Below are 20,193 nucleotides of genomic sequence, written 5' to 3'. Positions count from 1 at the left end.
CCTAACCTAATCGTCAAACCAAATGCAGAAGGGCCCCGACCGAAGTCGGGGCCCTTCTGTGAACTTCCCTGATGGGGCGTCGAGTTGTGCGACAGCGGCTGCGGCTGTGGCGTCGGTTACAGCTCGGCCGTCGGGTCCTCGCTGGCCGCCTGGCCCGCGTACGCCTCGGCGAGGAGCTGCTCCTCGCTGGCGCCGAGCCTCCAGTAACCGGTGAAGCGCACCGCGCGCCGGTCGACGGAACGTTCCTGCACCAGGTGGCGGCGTACCGCGCGGATGGTGCCGGCCTCGCCCGCGAGCCAGGCGTACGGGGTCGCTCCGGCCGGCAGGTCGGCGGCGCGGATCTCCTCGACCACGCGCCCGGCCCGCTCCCGGCCCGTGTCCGCCGCGCGCACGATCCACGTGACGTCCAGGTCGGCGGGGGTGTGCAGGTCGATCCGGTCGCCCTCGTGCGGGACCTCGAACCAGGCCTTCACCGGGGTGCCCGCGTCCAGCCGCTCCAGGATGGCCGCGGCGGCCGGCAGGGCCGTCTCGTCCGCGTACATCAGGAGGGAGTCGGTGGCGGCCGGCGGCTGGAAGCGCACCGACTTGTTCTCCGCGACGGCCGGGCCGATCGCCATGATCCGGCGGCCGGTGACCGCCCCGCCCGCCCAGCGGGAGGCCGGGGAGGAGTCCCCGTGCAGGACGAAGTCGATGTCGACCTCGTCCACGCCCGCGTCCGTACGCCGCTGCTCGCGCACCGTGTACGAGCGCATCACCGGGCGCTCCTCGTCCGGCATCTCGCGCCAGGCGCCGAACCAGGTGTCCGCGTCGGTGGACGGCAGTTCGGTGTGCTCCCGGTCCGCGGGCGGCAGGAAGAGCGACAGGCTCTGGTCGAAGCCGCCCGAGCGGAAGTCCGCGAGGGACTCCCCGCCGAACGTGACGCGCAGGAACGAGTGTCCGATCCGGCGGGTGCGCAGCACTTCGAAGGTGAAGAAGCGGAAGTGCAGGGCGGCCGGGATGTCGGACGCGGTGGCGGTCATGCGGAGAGTCCCCCCAGGGATTGCGGTGTGGCGCGGCCGGCGCCGTGGATCAGGCCGAGGGTCAGCCGACCTTCTTGGCGTTCTGGATGGTCTTCGCGAGGTCCTCCAGGATCTGGGCGCACTTCTCGTACGAGAAGATCGGCTCGGTCACGCGCGGCGCGACCTGACCGGCCTTGACGGCGGGGAGCTCGGCCCAGGTGGGCTTGGACTTCAGGGCCTCGGGCTGGAGGGTGGCGCTGCGGTTGTCCAGGAGGACGACGTCGGCCTTGTACTTGCCGGCGTTCTCCCAGCTGAGGCTCTCGAAGAAGCCGCCCGCGTCCAGCTTGTCCTGCTCGGGGGCGACGAACTCGACGCCGAGGGACTCGAAGTACTTCAGGTCCGCGGAGGTCTTCGGGGTGGAGACGTAGAACATCTGGTCCGCGCCGGAGCCGACGAGCACCTTGATGCCCGGGTTGGCCTTGGTGGCCTCGCGCAGCTTGGCGGAGGCGGCCTCGAAGCGGGCCTTGGCGTCGGCGGTCTTCTTGGCGTTCAGGTCCGCGCCCAGGGACTTGGCGAGCTCCGCGGTGCGGGCCAGGGCGGTGTCCATGGACACGTTGCCGCCCACGCCGACGGCGGCGGCCGGGGCCAGCTTCAGGATCTTGTCCTTGGAGGCCTCGGGGACGTACCAGTACGTGCCGTCCCAGGTGTTGGTGACGAGCAGGTCGGGCTGGAGGGCCGCGTACTTCTCGACGTTGAACTCGTCGTAGACGTTGCCGAGGATCTCCACCTTGGAGATGTCCATCGTGCCCGCCTGCGGGTCCGGCTTGCCGTCGGCCAGCTTGGTCGGGCCGAAGACGCCCTTGACCTGGACGCCGTAGTCGGAGAGCGCGGCGGCGGTGCCGGTGAAGGCGACGATGTTCTTCGGCGTGGACTTCGCGGTGACGTCCTTGCCCAGGTCGTCCTTGAAGGTCCAGGGACCCGACGCCGCGGCGGTGGCGCCCTTGTCGCCCGAGGCGTCCTTCGCCTTGTCGGTGCCGCCGCAGGCCGCGAGGGCCGCGACGAGCCCGAGGGCGCCGCCGGTCGCGATGAGGCCGCGGCGGGTGAGGAAGGAGCTTCTGGGCTTGGGCATGTCGAATTCCGCTTTCGTGCGTGCAGGGGCGACCACGGGACACGAGGCCGTTCGTGGGGAAGGTTAGCCTAACCTTGTCCCAAAACAGTAAGGGGACCCTAATAATTTTCGGGTCCCCTCGCCGTCAGCGTGTTCCGCGGCCCACCGATCAGCCGGTGAAGCCCAGCTCACGGGCGATCAGCATGCGCTGGACCTCGCTCGTGCCCTCGCCGATCTCGAGGATCTTCGAGTCCCGCCACATGCGGGCCACCGGGTACTCGTTCATGAAGCCGTAGCCGCCGTGGATCTGCGTGGCGTCACGGGCGTTGTCCACGGCCACCGTGGAGGAGTACAGCTTCGCGATGGCCGCCTCCTTCTTGAACGGCTCGCCGGCCACCAGCCGCGAGGCGGCGTCGCGCCACCCGATGCGCGCCATGTGGGCGCGCGTCTCCATGTCGGCCAGCTTGAACTGGATGGCCTGGTTGTCGCCGATCGGCCGGCCGAACGCCCTGCGCTCCTTGGCGTACTTCACCGACTCGTCGACGCAGCCCTGCGCGAGACCGGTGGCCAGCGCCGAGATCGCGATCCGGCCCTCGTCCAGGATGCGCAGGAACTGGGCGTAGCCGCGCCCCTCCCGGCCCACCAGGTTCGACAGCGGGACGCGCACGTCGGAGAAGGACAGCTCGCGGGTGTCCGAGGAGTTCCAGCCGACCTTCGAGTACGGCGCGGCCACCGTGAAGCCGGGGGTGCCCGACGGGACGATGATCGAGGAGATCTCCGGACGGCCGTCCGCCTTGCGGCCGGTGACGGCCGTGACGGTGACCAGCCCGGTGATGTCGGTGCCGGAGTTGGTGATGAAGCACTTCGAGCCGTTGATCACCCACTCGTCGCCGTCCTTGACGGCCGTGGTGCGGGTGCCGCCCGCGTCGGAGCCGCCGTCCGGCTCGGTGAGCCCGAAGGCGCCGAGGACCTCGCCGGAGCACATCTTCGGCAGCCACTCCCGCTTCTGCTCCTCGGTGCCGAACAGGTGGATCGGCATGGCGCCGAGCGAGACGCCCGCCTCCAGGGTGATGGCGACCGAGGAGTCGACGCGGGCCAGCTCCTCCAGGGCGATGCCGAGCGCGAGGTAGTCGCCGCCCATGCCGCCGTACTCCTCGGGGAAGGGCAGGCCGAACAGGCCCATGCGGCCCATCTCGCGGACGATCTCGTACGGGAACTCGTGGCGCTCGTACAGGTCGCCGATCTTCGGCGCGACGACGTCGTGCGCGAACGCCTCGACGGTGCGGCGGAGTTCCTCGTGCTCGGGGGTGAGCCGGTGGTCGAGGGCCATGGTGTTCGTTACTCCTTGTGGGAGAGGGCGCGGACGGTACGGGAGGGGCTGGGGCGTCCCAGCCGTTCGGCCATCCACACGCTCGTGGCGGTGAGGGCGGCCAGGTCGACCCCGGTCTCGATGCCGAGGCCGTCGAGCATCCACACCAGGTCCTCGGTCGCGAGGTTGCCGGTGGCGCTCTTGGCGTACGGGCAGCCGCCGAGGCCGCCCGCGGAGGCGTCGACGGTGGTCACGCCGTGCTGGAGCGCGGCGAGGGTGTTGGAGAGGGCCTGGCCGTAGGTGTCGTGGAAGTGGACGCCGACGCGGTCGGTGCCCACGCCCGCCCCGTTCAGGGCCGAGAGCAGCTCCCGCACGTGGCCGGGCGTGGCGACGCCGATGGTGTCGCCGAGGCTCAGCTCGTCACAGCCGAGGTCGAGGAGGGCCTTGGCCACGCGGACGACCTGCCCGACGGGGACCGCGCCCTCCCAGGGGTCACCGAAGCACATCGAGAGGTAGCCGCGGACGTGGGCCCCCTCCTGACGGGCGCGGGCCACGACGGGCTCGAACATGGCGAGGGACTCGTCGACGGTGCGGTTCAGATTGCGCGCGGCGAAGGTCTCCGTGGCCGAGCCGAAGACGGCGATCCGGGTGGCGCCCAGGGCGAGCGCGCGGTCCAGGCCGCGCTCGTTGGGCACCAGCACGGGCAGGTCGGCCGGCACGTCGGCCAGGAGCGGGAAGAGCCGCTCGGCGTCGGCCAGCTGCGGCACCCACTTGGGGTGCACGAAGCTGGTGGCCTCCACGGTCGTCAGCCCGGCGGCGGCCAGGCGGTGGACGAACTCCGCCTTCACCTCGGTCGGCACCGCCGTCTTCTCGTTCTGCAGTCCGTCGCGGGCGCCGACCTCGTGGATCCGCACCCGGGCGGGCAGTCCGGCGGCGGGCACCGTCATGGGCAGGCCGTTCACGCGCCCTCCTCGCTCGCCTCGGGGGTGACCACGGCCAGGATCTGGTCCATGGCCACGGTGGTGCCGGGGGTGACGTCGAGTTCGGTGACCGTGCCGGCGTGCGGGGCGGCGATGACGTGCTCCATCTTCATCGCCTCGACGACCAGCAGGCTCTGCCCGGCGGCCACGGCGTCCCCGACGGCCACCTTGACGACGGTCACGGTGCCCGGCATCGGGGCGGCCAGCGTGTCGGCGCCGGAGCGGCCCGCGCCGCCCAGGCTCGCGGTGACCGGGTCGTGGCCCTGGACGTGCCAGGAGTCGCCCTCGCGACCCAGCCAGGTCCCCTCGGGGGAGGCGGCGTGGGCGAAGGTGTGGGTGACCCCGTCGAGTTCGACGGTGACGCGGTCGGCGGAGCGGGCCACGATCCGGCCCCGGGCCCCGTACGCCGGCGACGCCGGATCCGCGCCGGCGTCGGTGAGCAGGAGCTCCGTCAGCCCGTCCGAGGGGCGGGTGCGGACCTCGACCGGGTCCTGGCCCGGGAGGCGGAAGTGGCGGACCGTCCAGGCCGGGGTGCCGCCGAGGCGCCAGCCGCTCGGCGCGTCGAAGGGGTCGAGCCACCCGCGCGGCCCCTCGGGCGTCCGCGCGGCGGGTACGGACAGCAGCGCGGCCGCCGCGTACACCTCCGGCGGGACCCCCGCGGGCAGGAGCGTCGGCAGGTCGCGCTCGACCAGACCGGTGTCGAGGTCGCCCGAGACCACCTCGGGGTGGGCCAGCAGCCGGCGCAGGAAGCCCGCGTTGGTCTGCACGCCCAGGATCACGGTGTCCGCCAGCGCGGCCCGCAGCGTGCGCAGCGCGCTCGCCCGGTCGGGACCGTAGGCGATCACCTTCGACAGCATCGGGTCGTACGTGCTGCCGACCGGTACGCCGGCCAGCAGCCCCGAGTCGGTCCGCACGCCCCCGGAGGAGGGCTCGGACAGGGCCAGCACCGTGCCCCCGGAGGGCAGGAACCCGCGCGCCGGGTCCTCCGCGCAGACGCGGGCCTCGATCGCGTGGCCGGTCAGGGTGACCTCGGCCTGCCCGAAGCCGAGGCGCTCGCCGGCGGCGACGCGCAGCTGCTGCTCGACCAGGTCCAGGCCGGTGATCAGCTCCGTGACGGGGTGCTCGACCTGGAGGCGGGTGTTCATCTCCATGAAGTAGTACGCGGAGGGGTCCTCGCCCGGAACGATGAACTCGACCGTGCCCGCGCCCACGTACCCGCAGGAACGCGCGGCGTTCACCGCGGCCTCGCCCATCGCCGCCCGGGTCTTCTCGTCCAGCAGGACCGAGGGCGCCTCCTCGATGATCTTCTGGTGGCGGCGCTGGAGCGAGCACTCGCGCTCGCCCAGGTGCACCACGTTGCCGTGGCCGTCCGCCAGCACCTGGATCTCGATGTGGCGCGGCCGGTCGATCCACCGCTCCACGAGCAGGGTGTCGTCGCCGAAGGAGGACCGGGCCTCGCGGCGGGCCGCCGCGATCTCCTCGCCGAGCAGGGCCTCGTCGCGGACCAGGCGCATGCCCTTGCCGCCGCCGCCCGCCGAGGGCTTCAGCAGCACCGGCATGCCGATCTCCTGGGCCGCGGCGGTCAGTTCGCCGTCGCTCAGGCCGCTGCCGGAGGAGCCGGGGACCACCGGGACGCCGGCCGCCCGGACCGTCTCCTTGGCCCGGATCTTGTCGCCCATCAGGGAGATCGCCGGGGCCGGCGGACCGATGAAGGCCAGTCCGGCCTCCGCGCAGGCCGCCGCGAAGACGGCGTTCTCGGCGAGGAAGCCGTAGCCCGGGTGGACGGCCTGCGCGCCCGTGCGCCGGGCGGCGTCGATCAACTTCTCCACCGACAGGTAGCTCTCCGCCGCGGCCGCCGGGCCGATCCGGACGGCCGTGTCGGCCTCCCGTACGTGGCGGGCGTCGGCGTCGGCGTCGCTGAAGACGGCCACGGAGCGGATCCCGAGCTCCCGCAGGGTGCGGATGACCCGGACCGCGATCTCGCCCCGGTTCGCGACCAGAACAGTGCTGAACATCAGTGAGGTCCTCACGTCACACGTCACATACGGAAGATGCCGAAGCCCGACTCGCCCAACGGGGCGTTCGCGCACGCGGTCAGGGCCAGTCCCAGCACCTGCCGGGTCTCCATGGGGTCGATGACCCCGTCGTCCCACAGCCGCGCGGTCGCGTAGTAGGCGTTGCCCTGCTCCTCGTACTGCGCCCGGACCGGGGCCTTGAAGGCCTCCTCGTCCTCGGCGGGCCACTCCTGGCCCGCGCCCTCGATCTGGTCCCGCTTGACCGTGGCCAGCACCGAGGCCGCCTGCTCGCCGCCCATGACGGAGATCTTGGCGTTGGGCCACATCCACAGGAAGCGCGGCGAGTAGGCCCGGCCGCACATCGAGTAGTTGCCCGCGCCGTAGCTGCCGCCGACCACCACGGTCAGCTTCGGGACCCGGGCGCAGGCCACGGCCGTGACCATCTTGGCGCCGTGCTTGGCGATGCCGCCCGCCTCGTAGTCGCGGCCGACCATGAAGCCGGAGATGTTCTGGAGGAACAGGAGCGGGATGCCGCGCTGGTCGCACAGCTCGATGAAGTGGGCGCCCTTCTGCGCGGACTCCGAGAAGAGGATGCCGTTGTTGGCGATGATCCCGACCGGGTGGCCGTGGATCCGGGCGAAGCCGGTGACCAGGGTCTGCCCGAACTCCGCCTTGAACTCCTGGAAGCGGGAGCCGTCCACGATCCGGGAGATGATCTCGCGGGCGTCGTAGGGGGTGCGGGAGTCGACCGGGACCGCGCCGTACAGGCCGTACGGGTCCACCTTCGGCTCCTCGGGAGCCTCCACCGACCACGGCAGGGCCGCGCGCCCGGGCAGGGTCGCCACGATGTTGCGCACGATGCGCAGCGCGTGGGCGTCGTCCTCGGCGAGGTGGTCGGTCACCCCGGAGGTACGGGAGTGGACCTCGCCGCCGCCCAGCTCCTCGGCCGTGACCACCTCGCCGGTGGCGGCCTTCACCAGCGGCGGGCCGCCCAGGAAGATCGTGCCCTGGCCGCGCACGATGACGGCCTCGTCGCTCATCGCCGGGACGTACGCGCCGCCCGCCGTGCAGGAGCCGAGGACGGCGGCGATCTGCGGGATGCCGGCGCCCGACATGCGGGCCTGGTTGTAGAAGATGCGGCCGAAGTGCTCCCGGTCGGGGAAGACCTCGTCCTGCATGGGCAGGAAGGCGCCGCCGGAGTCGACCAGGTAGAGGCAGGGGAGACGGTTCTCCAGGGCCACCTCCTGCGCCCGCAGGTGCTTCTTGACGGTCATCGGGTAGTACGTGCCGCCCTTGACCGTGGCGTCGTTGGCGACGATCACGCACTCGCGGCCGCTGACCCGGCCGATCCCCGCGATCACCCCGGCGGCGGGGGCCGCGCCCCCGTACATCCCCTCGGCGGCCAGCGGGGCCAGCTCCAGGAAGGGCGAGCCCGGGTCGAGGAGGGCGTCCACCCGGTCGCGGGGAAGCAGCTTCCCCCGGGCGGTGTGGCGGGCGCGGGCCTTCTCGCCGCCGCCGAGCCGGGCCGCGTCCAGCCGGGCGCGCAGGCCCTCGGCGAGCTCGCGGTGGGCGGCCTCATTGGTCCGCCAGGCCTCGGACGCCGGGTCCGCGGCGCTCGTCAGCACTGGTGCCTGCTGCATCGGTCGAGCTCCCTTGCTCGGTGCATGCTTTGTTAATGAGCGTTAACGCGTGCGGGTCTTAGGTTAACGAGCGCTAACCGCCCTGTCTAGAATGGATTCCCATGAGCACCAGAGCGGCCGCCCCGACCCGTCGCGAGCAGATCCTCAGTGAGGCCGCTCGTCTCTTCGCGGAGCGCGGATTCCACGGCGTCGGCGTGGACGAGATAGGCGCCGCGGTCGGCATCAGCGGCCCCGGCCTGTACCGGCACTTCGCGGGCAAGGACGCGATGCTCGCCGAGCTGCTCGTCGGGATCAGCGAGCGGCTGCTGACCGGCGGTCGACGACGGGTGGAGGAGGCGGCCGGTGGGCCGGAGGAGGTGCTGGCCTCGCTCGTCGAGGGTCACGTCGACTTCGCGCTGGACGACCGGGCGCTGATCATCCTCCACGACCGGGAGCTCGACCGGCTGCGCGAGGCCGACCGCAAGCTCGTGCGCCAGCTCCAGCGGCAGTACGTGGAGCTGTGGGTGGACGTCGTGCGGCAGCTGCACCCCCGGGTGGGCGAAGCGGAGGTGCGGGTCTGCGTGCACGCCGTCTTCGGGCTGCTGAACTCCACCCCGCACCTGGCCTCCCTCGGCCGGGAGGCGACGGAATCGCTGCTGCGCCGCCTCGCGGACGGGGCCTTCGCGGCGCTCTCGCGCTGACGCGGCGGACGATCGACCCAGGGTCTCTCGGGGGTTCCTCGCGGTCGCGGTCGCGGGCGGGGCGGGGCGGGGCGGGCGCTCCGCCGCGCGGTCGTCGGGCGATCACCCCGCACGAGCCCCGCGGCCGCCCCGTACGAGGCCGTGTCGCCGCTCCGGACGGGCTCGCCGTCGCTCCCGTACGAGCCGTACGGTCGCGCGCACGCACGGGGGCGCCGCCGGGCGCACGCGGCCCCGGGTGGTCACCTCGTGGAAAGCCGCGCGGAGGCCCCGTACGGGCCCGCCGGCGGGCGGTCGTCGGGCCCGGGGGCGCCGCGCGCCCGACCCGGGCGCCGCCGCCCGGTCCCTCGCCGGTTCTCCGCTCGGTCCGCCGCTCGGTCCGCCGCTCGGTCCGCCGCTCGGGACGGAGCGGACGATTCCGGCTGGACGGCGGCAGAATGGCCGCATGCCGAAGCCGATAGAGACGCCCGTACCCAGCCGCGCCGAGCTCATCGACCACCTGGTCCGCACGCGCATCGCGGGACAGGTCGCCACCCCGCGCGAGAACAACCTGAGCCACTACCGCAAGCTCGCCAACGGCGACCGGCACTACTGGCTGGGCCTGGAGCTCGGCGACCGCTGGGCCGACGAGCAGGACGTCCTGGCCGTGATGGCCGAGCGCTGCGGGGTCGTCGACGACGCCGCCTACCGTTTCGGGCAGGACACCATCGACCCCGAGCTGACCGTGGACGCCCTCGACCGGCTCGCGGCCCGGCTCCACAAGGCGGCCCTCGACCGCCACAGCGTGCTGTTCGCCACCGGCCACCCCGGGGGCCTGCTCGACGTCCACCGGGCCACGGCCGCCGCCCTGCGCGCCACCGGCTGCGAGATCGTGGCCATCCCGCAGGGGCTCGTCGCCGACGAGGGCTCGGTGTGGCAGTTCGCCGACGTGGCCGTGCTGGAGCGGGGCGCGACCCTGTGGCACACCCACTCGCCGGCGCCGATGGCGGCGATCCTGGACGCGCTCGCCGCGCAGGGCCGACCGCAGCCGGACCTCGTCGTCGCCGACCACGGCTGGGCGGGCTGCGCCGCGCAGCGCGGGGTGGACGCGGTGGGGTACGCCGACTGCAACGACCCGGCGCTGTTCCTCGCCGAGGCGGAGGGCACCCTCCAGGTGGCGGTCCCGCTGGACGACCACGTGCGCGACCCGCGCTTCTACGACCCGATGGTCGCCTACCTGCTCTCGGCGGCCGGCCTGCTGTAGGGCGGTCCGCTGGGGGCACCCGCTGTGGGCGGGCCCGGCCCGCCCCCCCCGGTGAACGGTCAGGCGAGCCAGCCGCGGGTGACCCCCTGGACGGCCGAACCGTCGAGGTCGGCCAGCTTGGGCGCGAGGAAGTCCCGTGCCCAGTCGGAGGTCTGGATCCGGAAGGGCACCGTCTCGGCGGTGAGCGCCTCGACGACCGGCGCCGCCGCCTCCCGGGGGGTCTGGGGGCGGCTGCCGAAGGCCTCCATGGCGTGGTCGATGTACCCCCGCAGGGCGGGCGCGTACGGACCGGCCTCGGCGAGCAGGGCCGGCACGTCGAGGCCCACGTTGGCCACGAACTCGCTGGAGACGGCCCCCGGTTCGACGACGGCGACCTGTACGCCGGTGCTCGCGGCGACCGGGGCCAGGGACTCCATGAACCCCTCGACGGCGAACTTGGCCGCGCAGTAGGCCTCGTTGAACGGCTGTCCGACGACGCCGCCGACGCTGGTCACGGTGACGACCCGGCCGCCCGAGGCGCGCAGGTGCGGCAGGGCCGCCCGGGTCAGTTCGACGACGCCGAAGAAGTTGACCTCCATCACCTCGCGGACCCGCTCCATGTCGTGCCGCTCGATGGTGCCGACGAAGCCCGCGCCCGCGTTGTTCACGACGGCGTCGAGGTGCCCGTGTTCGGCGACGACCTCGGCGACGCACGTGGCCACGGACCGTGCGTCGGTCACGTCCAGGCGTTCGACCTGCACGAGGTCGGCGACCCCGGCCTCGGCGGCGGCCGCGCGCAGGGCGTCGGCCCGGCCGGTGTCGCGCATGGTGGCGATGACGTGCAGCCCGGCCTCGGCGGCGGCGACGGCCGCGGCGAGGCCGATGCCCGTGGAGGTACCGGTGACGAGGACGGTCTTGGCGGAGGTCATGAGGGGTCTCCCGACGGGGTGGTTCATGGGGGCAGGCCCTGAGGGGCATGTCTGTGCGTGCACACACACATTAGGTGGTGTGTGCGTGTGCACGCAACCCCGGTATCCTGTGACCATGGCGAACAACGAGCTGACCTCGGCGGGTCTCACCCCGCGCGACCACGCCTTCTACGGTCTCGTCTGGGCCGGCACGACCCTGACGGCCCGGGTCGACCAGGCCCTCACCCGGCGGCACGACCTGCCGCTGTCCTGGTTCGAGGTCATGCTGTGGCTGCACGCCCACGACGAGCCGATCGCCTCCTCCGAACTGGGCGCCAAGACGCTGCTCAGCCGCAGCCAGGTCTCCCGCGTCGCCGACTCCCTCCAGGCCCGCGGCCTGGTCGAGCGCGTCCCCTCGCCGACCGACGCCCGGTCCGTGCGCATCGCCCTCACCGAAGCCGGCCGCCGCGCCTACGCGGAGGCCGACGCCACCCGCCGCGAAGCCCTCGCCGAGGTCTTCGACGACCGGCTCGACGACGCCGACATAGCCGCCCTGCGCACCGTGTGGACCAAGCTGAAGGACGAGCCGGCGGCGTGACCGCCCGTCGGCCACGCTCCGGGCACGCCCCCGGCGGGACCCGGCCCCGTGTCGGTGGCGGCGGCTAGCGTCGCCGCCATGAGCGAAGCCGCCGATCCGCCCCGCCCGCCGGACCCCCGCCGCGCACTGCTCGCCTGCGCCGACGCCCCCGGCCTGCCGCCCGGCACCCTGATCAGCCGCCCCGCGCGCCGCCGGCCGCTGCTGGGCCGTCGCCGCCCGGAGCCGCTGCTGTGGCTGTCCGACGCGCCGGTGGAGGACCCCGCGGGCGGACGGCCCGTGCCCCGCGGGCTCACCGCCGTCCTGCTCCACGACCGCCCGAACCTGGAGGAGTGGTGGCGCACCGGGGCCCTGGACCCGGGCCGGGCCTCCGACCCCGACGACCACGACGCCGAGGCGGTGCTGGGGGAGTACTGGGACGCGGTGGTCCCCGACCCCGAGGAGGGCGCCGAGGGTGAGGAGCTGATCGCCCCCTTCGGCCGCGACCGCCCGCCCCTGGCCCCGCACGGGGCCCCCGATCCCGACGGCGACCCCGAGGCCGGGGCGCGGGCGACGGCCCGCGCGCTGCTCGCCGAGGGCTGGTTCGGCCGGCCGCGCCTGGCGCTCGTACCCGCCGCCCGCCCCGCCGACGTACCGGCCGTCCTCGGCTGGTCCGGTCCGGTGAACCACGAGGGCGACACCGCCAGGATCAGCGCCGTCCTGCGCTCCTGGGAGGACCGCTTCGGCGCCCGGCTGCTCGCCCTCGGCTTCGACCGGCTCGACCTGTACGTGGCGGCCCCGCCCCGGACCCCGGCCGACGTCCTGGCCGTGGCCGCCGAGCACTTCGCGTTCTGCCCGGACAACGTGTGGCAGGGGTCCGGCACGGTCGCGGCCTACGCCGAGGAGGGCGTGGCGGGCGCCTCGCACTGGTCGTTCTGGTGGGACTGAGCCCGGTCGTCCGGGCTCAGCGCAGCGGAGCCGCCAGGGGCGCCGGCAGCGCCGGGCCGGTCTTCGGGAGCGTCGGCGCGGACGGTGCCGGAGCGGCCGGAGCGGGAGCCCGGTGCTCGGGGGACCCGGGCGCCGCCCCCTTCGGGGCAGGGGTCGGCGCGGTCCTGCCGCACAGGGCGAGGCCCATGTAGTCCCTCACGGCCGCGTCGGCCGGGTGGGGCAGGAAGACGGTGCCGGTCTCGTCGACGCGCTGGTACTTCATCAGGTTGTAGCCGATGCTGAACTGGCGGGCCCCGTCCGGGCTCGACAGGCTCCAGGTGCCGGCGCCCCACACGCCCCCGTCGTGCCCCCAGACCGGACCGCACGGCGTGTCCATGGTGTAGATGCCGAGGCCGTAGTGCATGACCACGTTGCCCGCCGGGTCCTTGACCTCGACGGTGGTGCGCATCTGGTCCAGCTGTCGGCGCGGCAGCAGATCGCCCGTCAGCAGCGCCCGGTAGAAGGTGTTGAGGTCCTGCGTGGTGGAGACGAGCGCGCCGGCGGTGCCCGCCCAGGTCATGTTGTAGTCGCTGTAGTCGCGCGGCGGGTCGATCAGCCCGTAGAAGTTCTCGTACATCCTGGAGTGCGCGCCCCGGATCCGCGGGTCGGTGCCCGGGAAGTAGGTGTCGCGCAGGCCCGCCCTGCGGATGACGTCCTTGGTGATCAGCCGCTCGGGGTCCTGACCGGTCACCTTGCGCAGGATCTCGCCCAGCAGGATGTAGTTGGTGTTGGAGTAGGACCACTTGGCGCCGGGCTCGTTGACCTGGGGCCGCGCCAGACCGAAGCGGATCAGCTCGGTCGGCGCGACCGTGCGGTGGCGGAACTCGTCCAGGCTCTCCGTGGTGTTCTTCTGCTCCAGGGAGGGGAAGGCGTCGAGTATGTAGTCGGAGATGCCGCTCGTGTGGTTCAGCAGCATGCGCACGGTGACCTTGCGGCCCCGCTCGCCCGGCACCAGCTCGGGCACGTAGTCGCCGACGGGCCGGTCCAGCCCGATGCGGCCCTTCGCCGACTGCTGGAGCACGGCGACGGAGGTGAAGGTCTTCGTGACGCTGCCGACGCGGTGGCGCATGTCGGCGCGGACCGGGCGGCGGGTGTCCACGTCGGCGACACCGGAGGCGCCGTCGAAGCGCTCGCGGCCGTCACGGACCGAGGAGTAGACGCCGAAGATGCCCGCCTCGTGGATCCTGTCCAGGCCGGTGCGCAGCCCGTCCCGGTCGAGCCGGCGCTCGGTGGCCGAGGCGCTGCGCCCGTCGGCGAGGTCGGCGGCCGTCGCGGCCGGCGCGAGACCCGCCAGCAGGGCGACGGTCACGGCGCCCGCCGCGACGGTACGGCGCAGCCGGCGCGCGGGCCGGATCGCGGCCCGGTCGGCGGTCGGGGCGGTGGCGGAGGTGCGGTCGGCAGGACGGGTGGGACGCACGGCGGCTCCTCGTCGGTGGCCCCGTCGGGGCCCGGCGATCAGGGTCACCACGAGTCTGGCCGGGACACCCCGCCGTCCACCTCCTCCGCCAGGACGAACGGGGCGTCAACCGGCAGAAGGAGGAGCACCTTGATATGTCGTTACATTTGTCAGATGACGCCGGGTCGTTCCCGTGCGGCCCCGCCCGGATCCGGTCCGGGATCGGATCCGGGCCCGGGGCCCGAGCCGGACCCCGGGCCCGGTGTCGGGTCCAGGTAGACGCGGCGGATCGCCGGGAAGACCTCCCGCAGCTGGTCCTCCGCGTCCTCGCACGCCGCCTCCACCTGGCGGGCCGAGGCCAGGTCGTGGAAGTCGATCTTCGCGGCGATCAGCACCTCGTCGGGGCCCTGCACGAGGGTGGTCAGCTCCAGCACCCCCTCGATGTGCGGCACCGACAGCAGTTCCTCGCGGACCGCCGCCCGCATCCCGGCCGGCAGCGGACGCCCGATCAGGTACCCGGCGTTCGAGCGCCCCAGCTCCCAGGCCACCGCCACCAGCAGCAGTCCGATCAGCAGCGACGCCACCCCGTCGTAGACCCCCGAACCGGTCAGTTGGGCCCCCAGGAGGCCGCCCGCCGCCAGCGCGAGGCCGATCAGCGCGGCGACGTTCTCCAACAACACGGCCTTCACCGCCGTGTCCGGGGTGTGCTTCACGTACACGGCGAACGGCGCCCGCAGCCGCGCCGCCTCGGCGCGCATCTGCCGCCAGGCGACGAGCAGGGAGTAGCCCTCCAGCACGGCGGCGACGGCCAGGACGACGTACGAGAGCGTCGGGTCGCCCGGCTCCTCCCCGTGCGTCAGGGTGTGGATGCCGTCGTAGACGGCGAAGACGGCGCCGCCCACGAACGTGGCGACCGCGGCCAGGAGTGCCCACACGTAGCGCTCGGGTCCGTACCCCAGCGGGTGCGCCTCGTCCGCCGGTCTCGCGCCGCGTTTGAGGGAGGCGAGCAGCAGGACCTCGGTGACCGTGTCGGCCACCGAGTGCGCGGCCTCGGAGAGCATCGCGCTCGATCCGCTGACGACCCCGCCGAGGGCCTTGGCGGCGGCGATCCCGAGGTTGGTGACCACGGCGACGACCACCGTGCCCACGCTCTCGCCCGGGTCCGTGCCGGACGCCCGGGCGGCCGGCCCCGTCTCCGGTGTTCCGCTGTCGGTCATGAAGTGACGGTATGTCCGATACGGGTGCCCGTGCGGGCGGCGCGGCGACGGGTCAGGCCCGCGGTACCCGCACGACGCCCTCCTGGATCACGGTGACGGCCAGCCGGCCGTCCTGCGTCCAGATCCGGGCCTGGCCGAGGCCCCGGCCGGCGGAGGCCGAGGGCGACTCCTGGTCGTAGAGGAGCCATTCGTCGGCGCGGAAGGGGCGGTGGAACCACATCGCGTGGTCCAGGGAGGCGCCCACCACGTCGCCGACGGCCCATCCGCCCCGGCCGTGCGCGAGCAGCACCGAGTCCAGCAGCGTCATGTCGGACACGTAGGTGGCCAGGCAGGTGTGCAGCAGCGGGTCGTCGCTCTCCAGCTTGCCCGCCGTGCGGAACCACACCTGGGTGCGCGGCTCCACCGGCTCGCCCACGCTGCCCCACGGCGGGGTGGTGGCGTAGCGCAGGTCGACGGCGGCGCGCGCGTCGAGGAGGCGTTCGACCGTTCCCGCGTCCCGGAAGATCTCCCGGTAGGCGGGCAGGGACTCGGCGGCCGTCGGCAGGGTCTCGGGGTCCGGGGCGCCCGGCATGGCGCTCTGGTGGTCGAGGCCCTCCTCGTACGTCTGGAACGACGCGGAGAGGTGGAAGATCGGCTGGCCGTGCTGGACGGCGACGACCCGCCGGGTGGTGAAGGAGCGCCCGTCGCGGATCCGGTCCACCGAGTACACGATGGGCGCGCCGGCGTCCCCGGCGCGCAGGAAGTACGAGTGCAGCGAGTGCGCCGTGCGGTCCGCGGGGACCGTACGGCCGGCCGCGACCAGCGCCTGGGCCGCGACCTGACCGCCGAAGACCCGCGGTACCAGCGCCGAACGGCTGGTACCGCGGAAGATGTTCTCCTCGATCTGCTCCAGGTCGAGCAGGTCGAGGAGCGTCGTCAAAGCCTCGTTCATGGAGGTGGAGTAAGCGCCCCGGGGGGACTTACAGACCCATGGACTTCGCGATGATGGACTTCATGACCTCGCTGGTGCCGCCGTAGATGCGGTTCACGCGGTTGTCGGCGTACAGGCGGGCGATCGGGTACTCGTTCATGTAGCCGTAGCCGCCGTGCAGCTGGAGGCACTTGTCGATGACGCGGTGGGCGACCTCGGTGCAGAACAGCTTCGCGGAGGCGGCCTCGGCGGCGGTCAGCTCGCCGGCGTCCAGGGCCTCCAGGGCGCGGTCGGCGACGGCCTCGGCGGCGTCCACCTCGGCCTGGCAGGAGGCCAGTTCGAACTTGGTGTTCTGGAAGTGGGCGACCGGCTTGCCGAAGACGGTGCGGTCGGTCACGTACTGCTGGGCGAAGCGGACGGCGGCCTTGGCCTGCGCGTAGGCGCCGAAGGCGATGCCCCAGCGCTCGGAGGGCAGGTTCGCGCCGAGGTAGTAGAAGCCCTTGTTCTCCTCGCCGAGGAGGTCCTCGACCGGCACCTTCACGTCGACGAACGCCAGCTCGGCGGTGTCCGAGGTGCGCAGGCCCAGCTTGTCCAGCTTGCGGCCGATGGAGTAGCCCTCGGACTTGGTGTCCACGGCGAACAGGGAGATGCCGAAGCGGCGGTCCTGCTCGCTCGGGGCGGAGGTGCGGGCGCAGACGATCACGCGGTCGGCGTGGACGCCACCGGTGATGAAGGTCTTGGAGCCGTTGAGGACGTAGTGGGTGCCGTCCTCGGAGAGCCTGGCGGTGGTCTTCATGCCCGCGACGTCGGAGCCGGTGCCCGGCTCGGTCATCGCCAGGGCCCACATCTCCTCGCCGGAGACGAAGTTCGGCAGGTAGCGCTTCTTCTGCTCGTCGGTGGCGAGCATCTTGATGTAGGGCAGGGCGAGCAGCACGTGGACGCCGGAGCCGCCGAAGTTGACGCCGGCGCGGGAGGTCTCCTCGTAGAGGACGGCCTCGAACTTGTGGGTGTCCAGGCCCGCGCCGCCGAACTCCTCGGGGACGTTGATGCCGAAGATGCCCAGCTCGCCGAGCTTGTAGTAGAAGTCGCGGGGCGCCTGGCCGGCCTGGAACCAGTCGTCGTAGACGGGGACGACCTCGGACTCGATGAAGTCGCGGATCGTCTCGCGGAACGCCTCGTGGTCCTCGTTGAAAACGGTACGGCGCACGGCCGGGCTCCCTTCGGTCGCGGCGGTCCGCCGCCTTGGCTAAGCGCTTGCTCAGATTAAGTTACCGGCGGGTTGTGGATCCTGTCCAGGTGTCCGGAACGCGAGCCCCGCCACATCGGGGTACGGACCTCAGCCGGTCGGCGGCGCCGGGTCCTCGGGCGCGTGCCCGGGCGGGCCTTCGGGCGGGTGCCCGGGCGGGCCTTCGGGCGGCGCCTCGACCGGGTGCTCGGCCAACACCGCGTGGGTCAGCCCGAGTCCCGCGCGCAGGACGACGTCGCGCCGGGCCGGGTGGGCCGCCCGATGCTCCGCCTCCAGCGCCAGGGCCCGTTCCAGCGCGGCCGCGTGACCCTCGCCGCGCAGCGCCAGGTCCACCGCCCGCGCGCTCGCCCCGATCGCCGGGGCCAGCGCCCGGACGGCCGGGTCCGGCGTACGGGCCTCCAGCTCCCGGGCGAGGAACAGCAGGGCGGGCGCCGTCCGGGCCGCCAGACGCAGCCGGGCGCGCAGCGTGGCGGAGCGGCCGGGAGCGGGTCGTCGCGGGGGCAACAGCAGGGTGCGGCCCGTCCTGCGGTCCAGGACGCCGGACACCTCGTGCGCCCGGTGCCACAGCGACGACGGGTTCACGAGTCCCGCGGGCCCGGGCGCCGCGGACCCGGCGGCGGCGTGCGCCGCGAGCCGCTCCAACCGGGCCCCGAGCGCCAGGCGGTACGCCTCCAGCCCGGCGGCCGCCTCCCGGAACGGGTCGGGCGGCCACAGCAGCGGCCCCAGCAGCGCCACCACGGCGATGCCGACCGCGCTCTCCTCCAGGCGGGCCAGCGGGTAGCCGGCCACCGGGGTGGAGTAGATCACCAGGGCGCTGACCAGCACCTGCTGGTTGGGGGAGCCGCCGCGGCGCAACAGGTACATCCCGGCTGTGGCGCACACCATCAGGACCGGGAACGACAGCGGCCGCCCCGCCGGCAGCCAGTGCAGGACGGCCACGCTCACCAGCACGCCCACGACCACCCCCACCAGGCGGTCCAGCGCCATGCGGGGCGCCGCGAACACGTCGTCGCGCAGGATCAGCACCGCGGGCAGGGCGGCGGGCACGGGCGCGGTGCTCGTGCCGAGCCAGACGCACAGGTACCAGGGGAGGACGGCGCACACCAGCAACCGGGCCGCCGGCGCGAGGCGCCCGCCGGGGACCCGCCCCTCGGGCGCGCGCCTCGCGCGGGAGCCCCGCCCCCACGCCGATACGGACATGCCGGACATGCGGCACATCGTAGGGGCGCGGCCCGCCTCCGCCCCGCCGTCAGCCGGTCGGGGGCCCCGCGTGGCGCAGGGCGAACCACAGCTCCATCCGGGTGTCGGGGTCGTCCAGGTCGAGGTCCAGGAGGCCGGCGCAGCGGGCGATCCGTTGGCGCACGGTGTTGCGGTGCAACTCCAGGGCGGCGGCCGCGCGGTCCCAGCCGCCGTGGTGGGCCAGCCAGGCGCGCAGGGTCGCGCGCAGGGCGGGGGAGAGGGGCGCGAGCAGGGCCTCGGCGTGCGCGCGGGCCTCGGCCTCGCCGACCAGCCCCGCGAGGCCGGGCTCGGTGTGGCGGGCGAGCGGGGTGCGGGCCGCCTCGGCGCGCTCCAGGGCGCGCCGCGCCTGCGCGTCGGCCCCGGGCAGTTCCCCGGGCGCCGCCGGGGCGCTCACCCCGAGGCGCCAGCCGGGCCGGGCGGCCGGCTCCCGGTCGGTGAGCAGGCGTACGCCGTCCCCGCGCGGGTCCAGCAGTACGGTGCCCAGCGCCGCGGCGAGCTCCCGCGGATCGGCGCCGCCCCGGGCGTGGACGGCGTACCAGGGGCCCGGGCCCAGGGCCGTCGCCGGGTCGCCGTCGAGCAGCAGCCGGGTCAGGGCGGCGGCCTCGTCCCCGGCCGGGCGGGGCGCGGTCAGCAGGGTCAGCAGCACCGAACCGGCCGAGGCGATGGTGTGGTCCCCCGGCGCCCGGGTCGGCGCGGCCAGCGCCAGCACCCGGCCGCCGCCGACGGCGTACGCCGACAGGTGCGCCCCGCCCAGCACGTCGGTGGCGGTGGCCGCGCCCCCCGAGGCCACCCGGGCCGCCAGCGCCTCCACCGCCCGCCGGGCCTCCGCCCCCGGCGCCACCCCGGCGCAGGGCGAAGCGGAGGCGGCGGCGGTGCGCGGGGCCCCCGGGGACGCGGCCGCGGCGGGGCCCGCCCCCGCCGCCCCGCTCCGGGACCCGGCGCCGGCTTCGGCCGGGTGCGCGACTCCGGCCGGGCGTGCGGGCCCGGCGCCGGGCGCCCCCGCCGCCTCGCTCCGGGCCGGACCCGCGACTGCGGCGGCGGTGCGCGGGGCCCCCGGCGACGCGGCCGCGGCGGGGCCCGCGGAACCGCGGCCGGGCCCGCCGCCGGGTTCCGTCGGCGCCGTCGTCTCCCGGGGGGACGGGGTCGCGCCGGGGGGCGCGGGGGTCGGGCCCGGGCCGGGGGCGATCAGCGCCGCCCAGCCGCCCAGGGCCGCCGCCAGACGGGACAGGACCGCCGCCACCGGGTCCGGGCGCGCGGCCGCCGCCGCCAGGGCCTGCTGCGTCTCGGCCACCCGGCGCAGCTCACCGGTCCGGGCCTCCGCCATCAGCCGCCACACCGCCCGGCCCACCGCGGCGAACGGCGTCCGCGGCGGCACCTCGACGAGCGGCAGCCCGTGCCGGGCGCAGGCCTCGGCCAGCGCCCGCGGCACCGTCGCGTGCACCGGCGTGACCCCGAACCCGACCGCCGCCACCCCGGCCCGCGCCAGCCGCGCCACGTACGCCTCCGCCTCGGCCGCGTCCCCGCCCGCCCCGGCCGGTTCGGCGCCCGCGGTCAGCAGCAGCTCCCCGCCCAGCACGTACGGCGAGGGGTCCGCCATCTCCGAGGCGTGCACCCCGTGCACGTCCGCCTCGGCGGGGCCGGCGAGCCGGAGCAGCCCCAGCTCCCGGTCGCGCAACAGGGCCCCGAGGGCGACCGGCGGCGTGGGGGGCGCGGCTTCCATGGATGCTCCGTACACAAAAGAGGGGGTCGATGGATGAAACGTACACT

The 20,193-nt window shown here is 74.4% G+C and carries 17 protein-coding genes; 4 read left to right on the top strand and 13 right to left on the bottom strand.

What is annotated here, in order from left to right; translation table 11 throughout:
- Positions 1-116 precede the first annotated feature (116 nt).
- The 6 genes from ACZ6ZI_RS03780 to ACZ6ZI_RS03755 form a co-directional block, all read right to left on the bottom strand.
- A complete protein-coding gene (locus ACZ6ZI_RS03780) occupies positions 117-1,019 on the bottom strand; it encodes a siderophore-interacting protein (RefSeq protein WP_469515340.1) in 903 nt (300 codons plus the stop codon).
- 61 nt (positions 1,020-1,080) lie between these two features.
- A complete protein-coding gene (locus ACZ6ZI_RS03775) occupies positions 1,081-2,127 on the bottom strand; it encodes an ABC transporter substrate-binding protein (RefSeq protein ID WP_363054405.1) in 1,047 nt (348 codons plus the stop codon).
- A gap of 148 nt (positions 2,128-2,275) precedes the next feature.
- Complete coding sequence (locus ACZ6ZI_RS03770) at positions 2,276-3,436, bottom strand: acyl-CoA dehydrogenase family protein (protein ID WP_469515335.1); 1,161 nt, start codon at positions 3,434-3,436, stop codon at positions 2,276-2,278.
- An 8-nt stretch (positions 3,437-3,444) separates the two neighbouring features.
- Positions 3,445-4,362, bottom strand: a complete 918-nt coding sequence (locus tag ACZ6ZI_RS03765; protein WP_363054537.1) for a hydroxymethylglutaryl-CoA lyase — start codon at positions 4,360-4,362, stop codon at positions 3,445-3,447.
- Positions 4,363-4,373: 11 nt separating this feature from the next.
- Positions 4,374-6,410: an acetyl/propionyl/methylcrotonyl-CoA carboxylase subunit alpha gene (locus ACZ6ZI_RS03760; RefSeq protein WP_469515332.1), complete on the bottom strand. Its 2,037-nt coding sequence runs from the start codon at positions 6,408-6,410 to the stop codon at positions 4,374-4,376.
- Between the two features lie 23 nt (positions 6,411-6,433).
- Positions 6,434-8,050: a carboxyl transferase domain-containing protein gene (locus tag ACZ6ZI_RS03755; protein ID WP_469515330.1), complete on the bottom strand. Its 1,617-nt coding sequence runs from the start codon at positions 8,048-8,050 to the stop codon at positions 6,434-6,436.
- 101 nt (positions 8,051-8,151) lie between these two features.
- Here ACZ6ZI_RS03755 and ACZ6ZI_RS03750 point away from each other — a divergent pair, with 101 nt between their 5' ends.
- Together ACZ6ZI_RS03750 and ACZ6ZI_RS03745 are read left to right on the top strand one after the other, a co-directional pair.
- Positions 8,152-8,730: an SACE_7040 family transcriptional regulator gene (locus ACZ6ZI_RS03750; protein ID WP_363054401.1), complete on the top strand. Its 579-nt coding sequence runs from the start codon at positions 8,152-8,154 to the stop codon at positions 8,728-8,730.
- 442 nt (positions 8,731-9,172) lie between these two features.
- A complete protein-coding gene (locus ACZ6ZI_RS03745; protein WP_469515325.1) occupies positions 9,173-9,970 on the top strand; it encodes a phosphatase in 798 nt (265 codons plus the stop codon).
- Between the two features lie 59 nt (positions 9,971-10,029).
- Here the strand turns inward: ACZ6ZI_RS03745 and ACZ6ZI_RS03740 are convergent, their stop codons facing one another.
- On the bottom strand, positions 10,030-10,878 hold the full coding sequence (locus ACZ6ZI_RS03740) for an SDR family NAD(P)-dependent oxidoreductase (protein WP_469515323.1): 849 nt from the start codon (positions 10,876-10,878) through the stop codon (positions 10,030-10,032).
- A 115-nt stretch (positions 10,879-10,993) separates the two neighbouring features.
- On the opposite strand from ACZ6ZI_RS03740, the gene ACZ6ZI_RS03735 reads away from it, so the two are divergent.
- On the top strand, positions 10,994-11,455 hold the full coding sequence (locus ACZ6ZI_RS03735) for a MarR family winged helix-turn-helix transcriptional regulator (protein ID WP_469515320.1): 462 nt from the start codon (positions 10,994-10,996) through the stop codon (positions 11,453-11,455).
- A gap of 78 nt (positions 11,456-11,533) precedes the next feature.
- Entirely contained in the window at positions 11,534-12,379 is an 846-nt protein-coding gene (locus ACZ6ZI_RS03730; protein WP_469515316.1) for a DUF4253 domain-containing protein, read from the top strand.
- Positions 12,380-12,395: 16 nt separating this feature from the next.
- On the opposite strand, the gene ACZ6ZI_RS03725 is transcribed toward ACZ6ZI_RS03730, so the two are convergent.
- The 6 genes from ACZ6ZI_RS03725 to ACZ6ZI_RS03700 form a co-directional block, all read right to left on the bottom strand.
- The gene (locus tag ACZ6ZI_RS03725; RefSeq protein ID WP_469515313.1) at positions 12,396-13,835 is read right to left on the bottom strand and encodes a serine hydrolase domain-containing protein; all 1,440 of its coding nucleotides are present in this window, start codon (positions 13,833-13,835) and stop codon (positions 12,396-12,398) included.
- A 149-nt stretch (positions 13,836-13,984) separates the two neighbouring features.
- Entirely contained in the window at positions 13,985-15,031 is a 1,047-nt protein-coding gene (locus ACZ6ZI_RS03720; RefSeq protein WP_469515310.1) for a cation diffusion facilitator family transporter, read from the bottom strand.
- A gap of 52 nt (positions 15,032-15,083) precedes the next feature.
- Positions 15,084-15,962 carry an acyl-CoA thioesterase II gene (gene tesB / locus ACZ6ZI_RS03715; protein ID WP_469515307.1) on the bottom strand — a complete coding sequence of 293 codons (879 nt, stop codon included), beginning with the start codon at positions 15,960-15,962 and terminating at the stop codon, positions 15,084-15,086.
- Between the two features lie 28 nt (positions 15,963-15,990).
- The gene (locus ACZ6ZI_RS03710) at positions 15,991-17,148 is read right to left on the bottom strand and encodes an acyl-CoA dehydrogenase family protein (RefSeq protein WP_469515304.1); all 1,158 of its coding nucleotides are present in this window, start codon (positions 17,146-17,148) and stop codon (positions 15,991-15,993) included.
- Positions 17,149-17,277: 129 nt separating this feature from the next.
- Positions 17,278-18,396, bottom strand: coding sequence for an FUSC family protein (locus tag ACZ6ZI_RS03705; RefSeq protein WP_469515301.1), 1,119 nt, complete (start codon positions 18,394-18,396; stop codon positions 17,278-17,280).
- A 40-nt stretch (positions 18,397-18,436) separates the two neighbouring features.
- Complete coding sequence (locus tag ACZ6ZI_RS03700) at positions 18,437-20,146, bottom strand: PucR family transcriptional regulator ligand-binding domain-containing protein (RefSeq protein ID WP_469515297.1); 1,710 nt, start codon at positions 20,144-20,146, stop codon at positions 18,437-18,439.
- Positions 20,147-20,193 lie beyond the last annotated feature (47 nt).

The sequence above is a fragment of the Streptomyces sp. NPDC103540 genome (assembly GCF_055584445.1).
The sequence above is the reverse complement of the archived record's forward strand: the minus strand, read 5'-3'. Positions and strand labels throughout refer to the sequence as shown.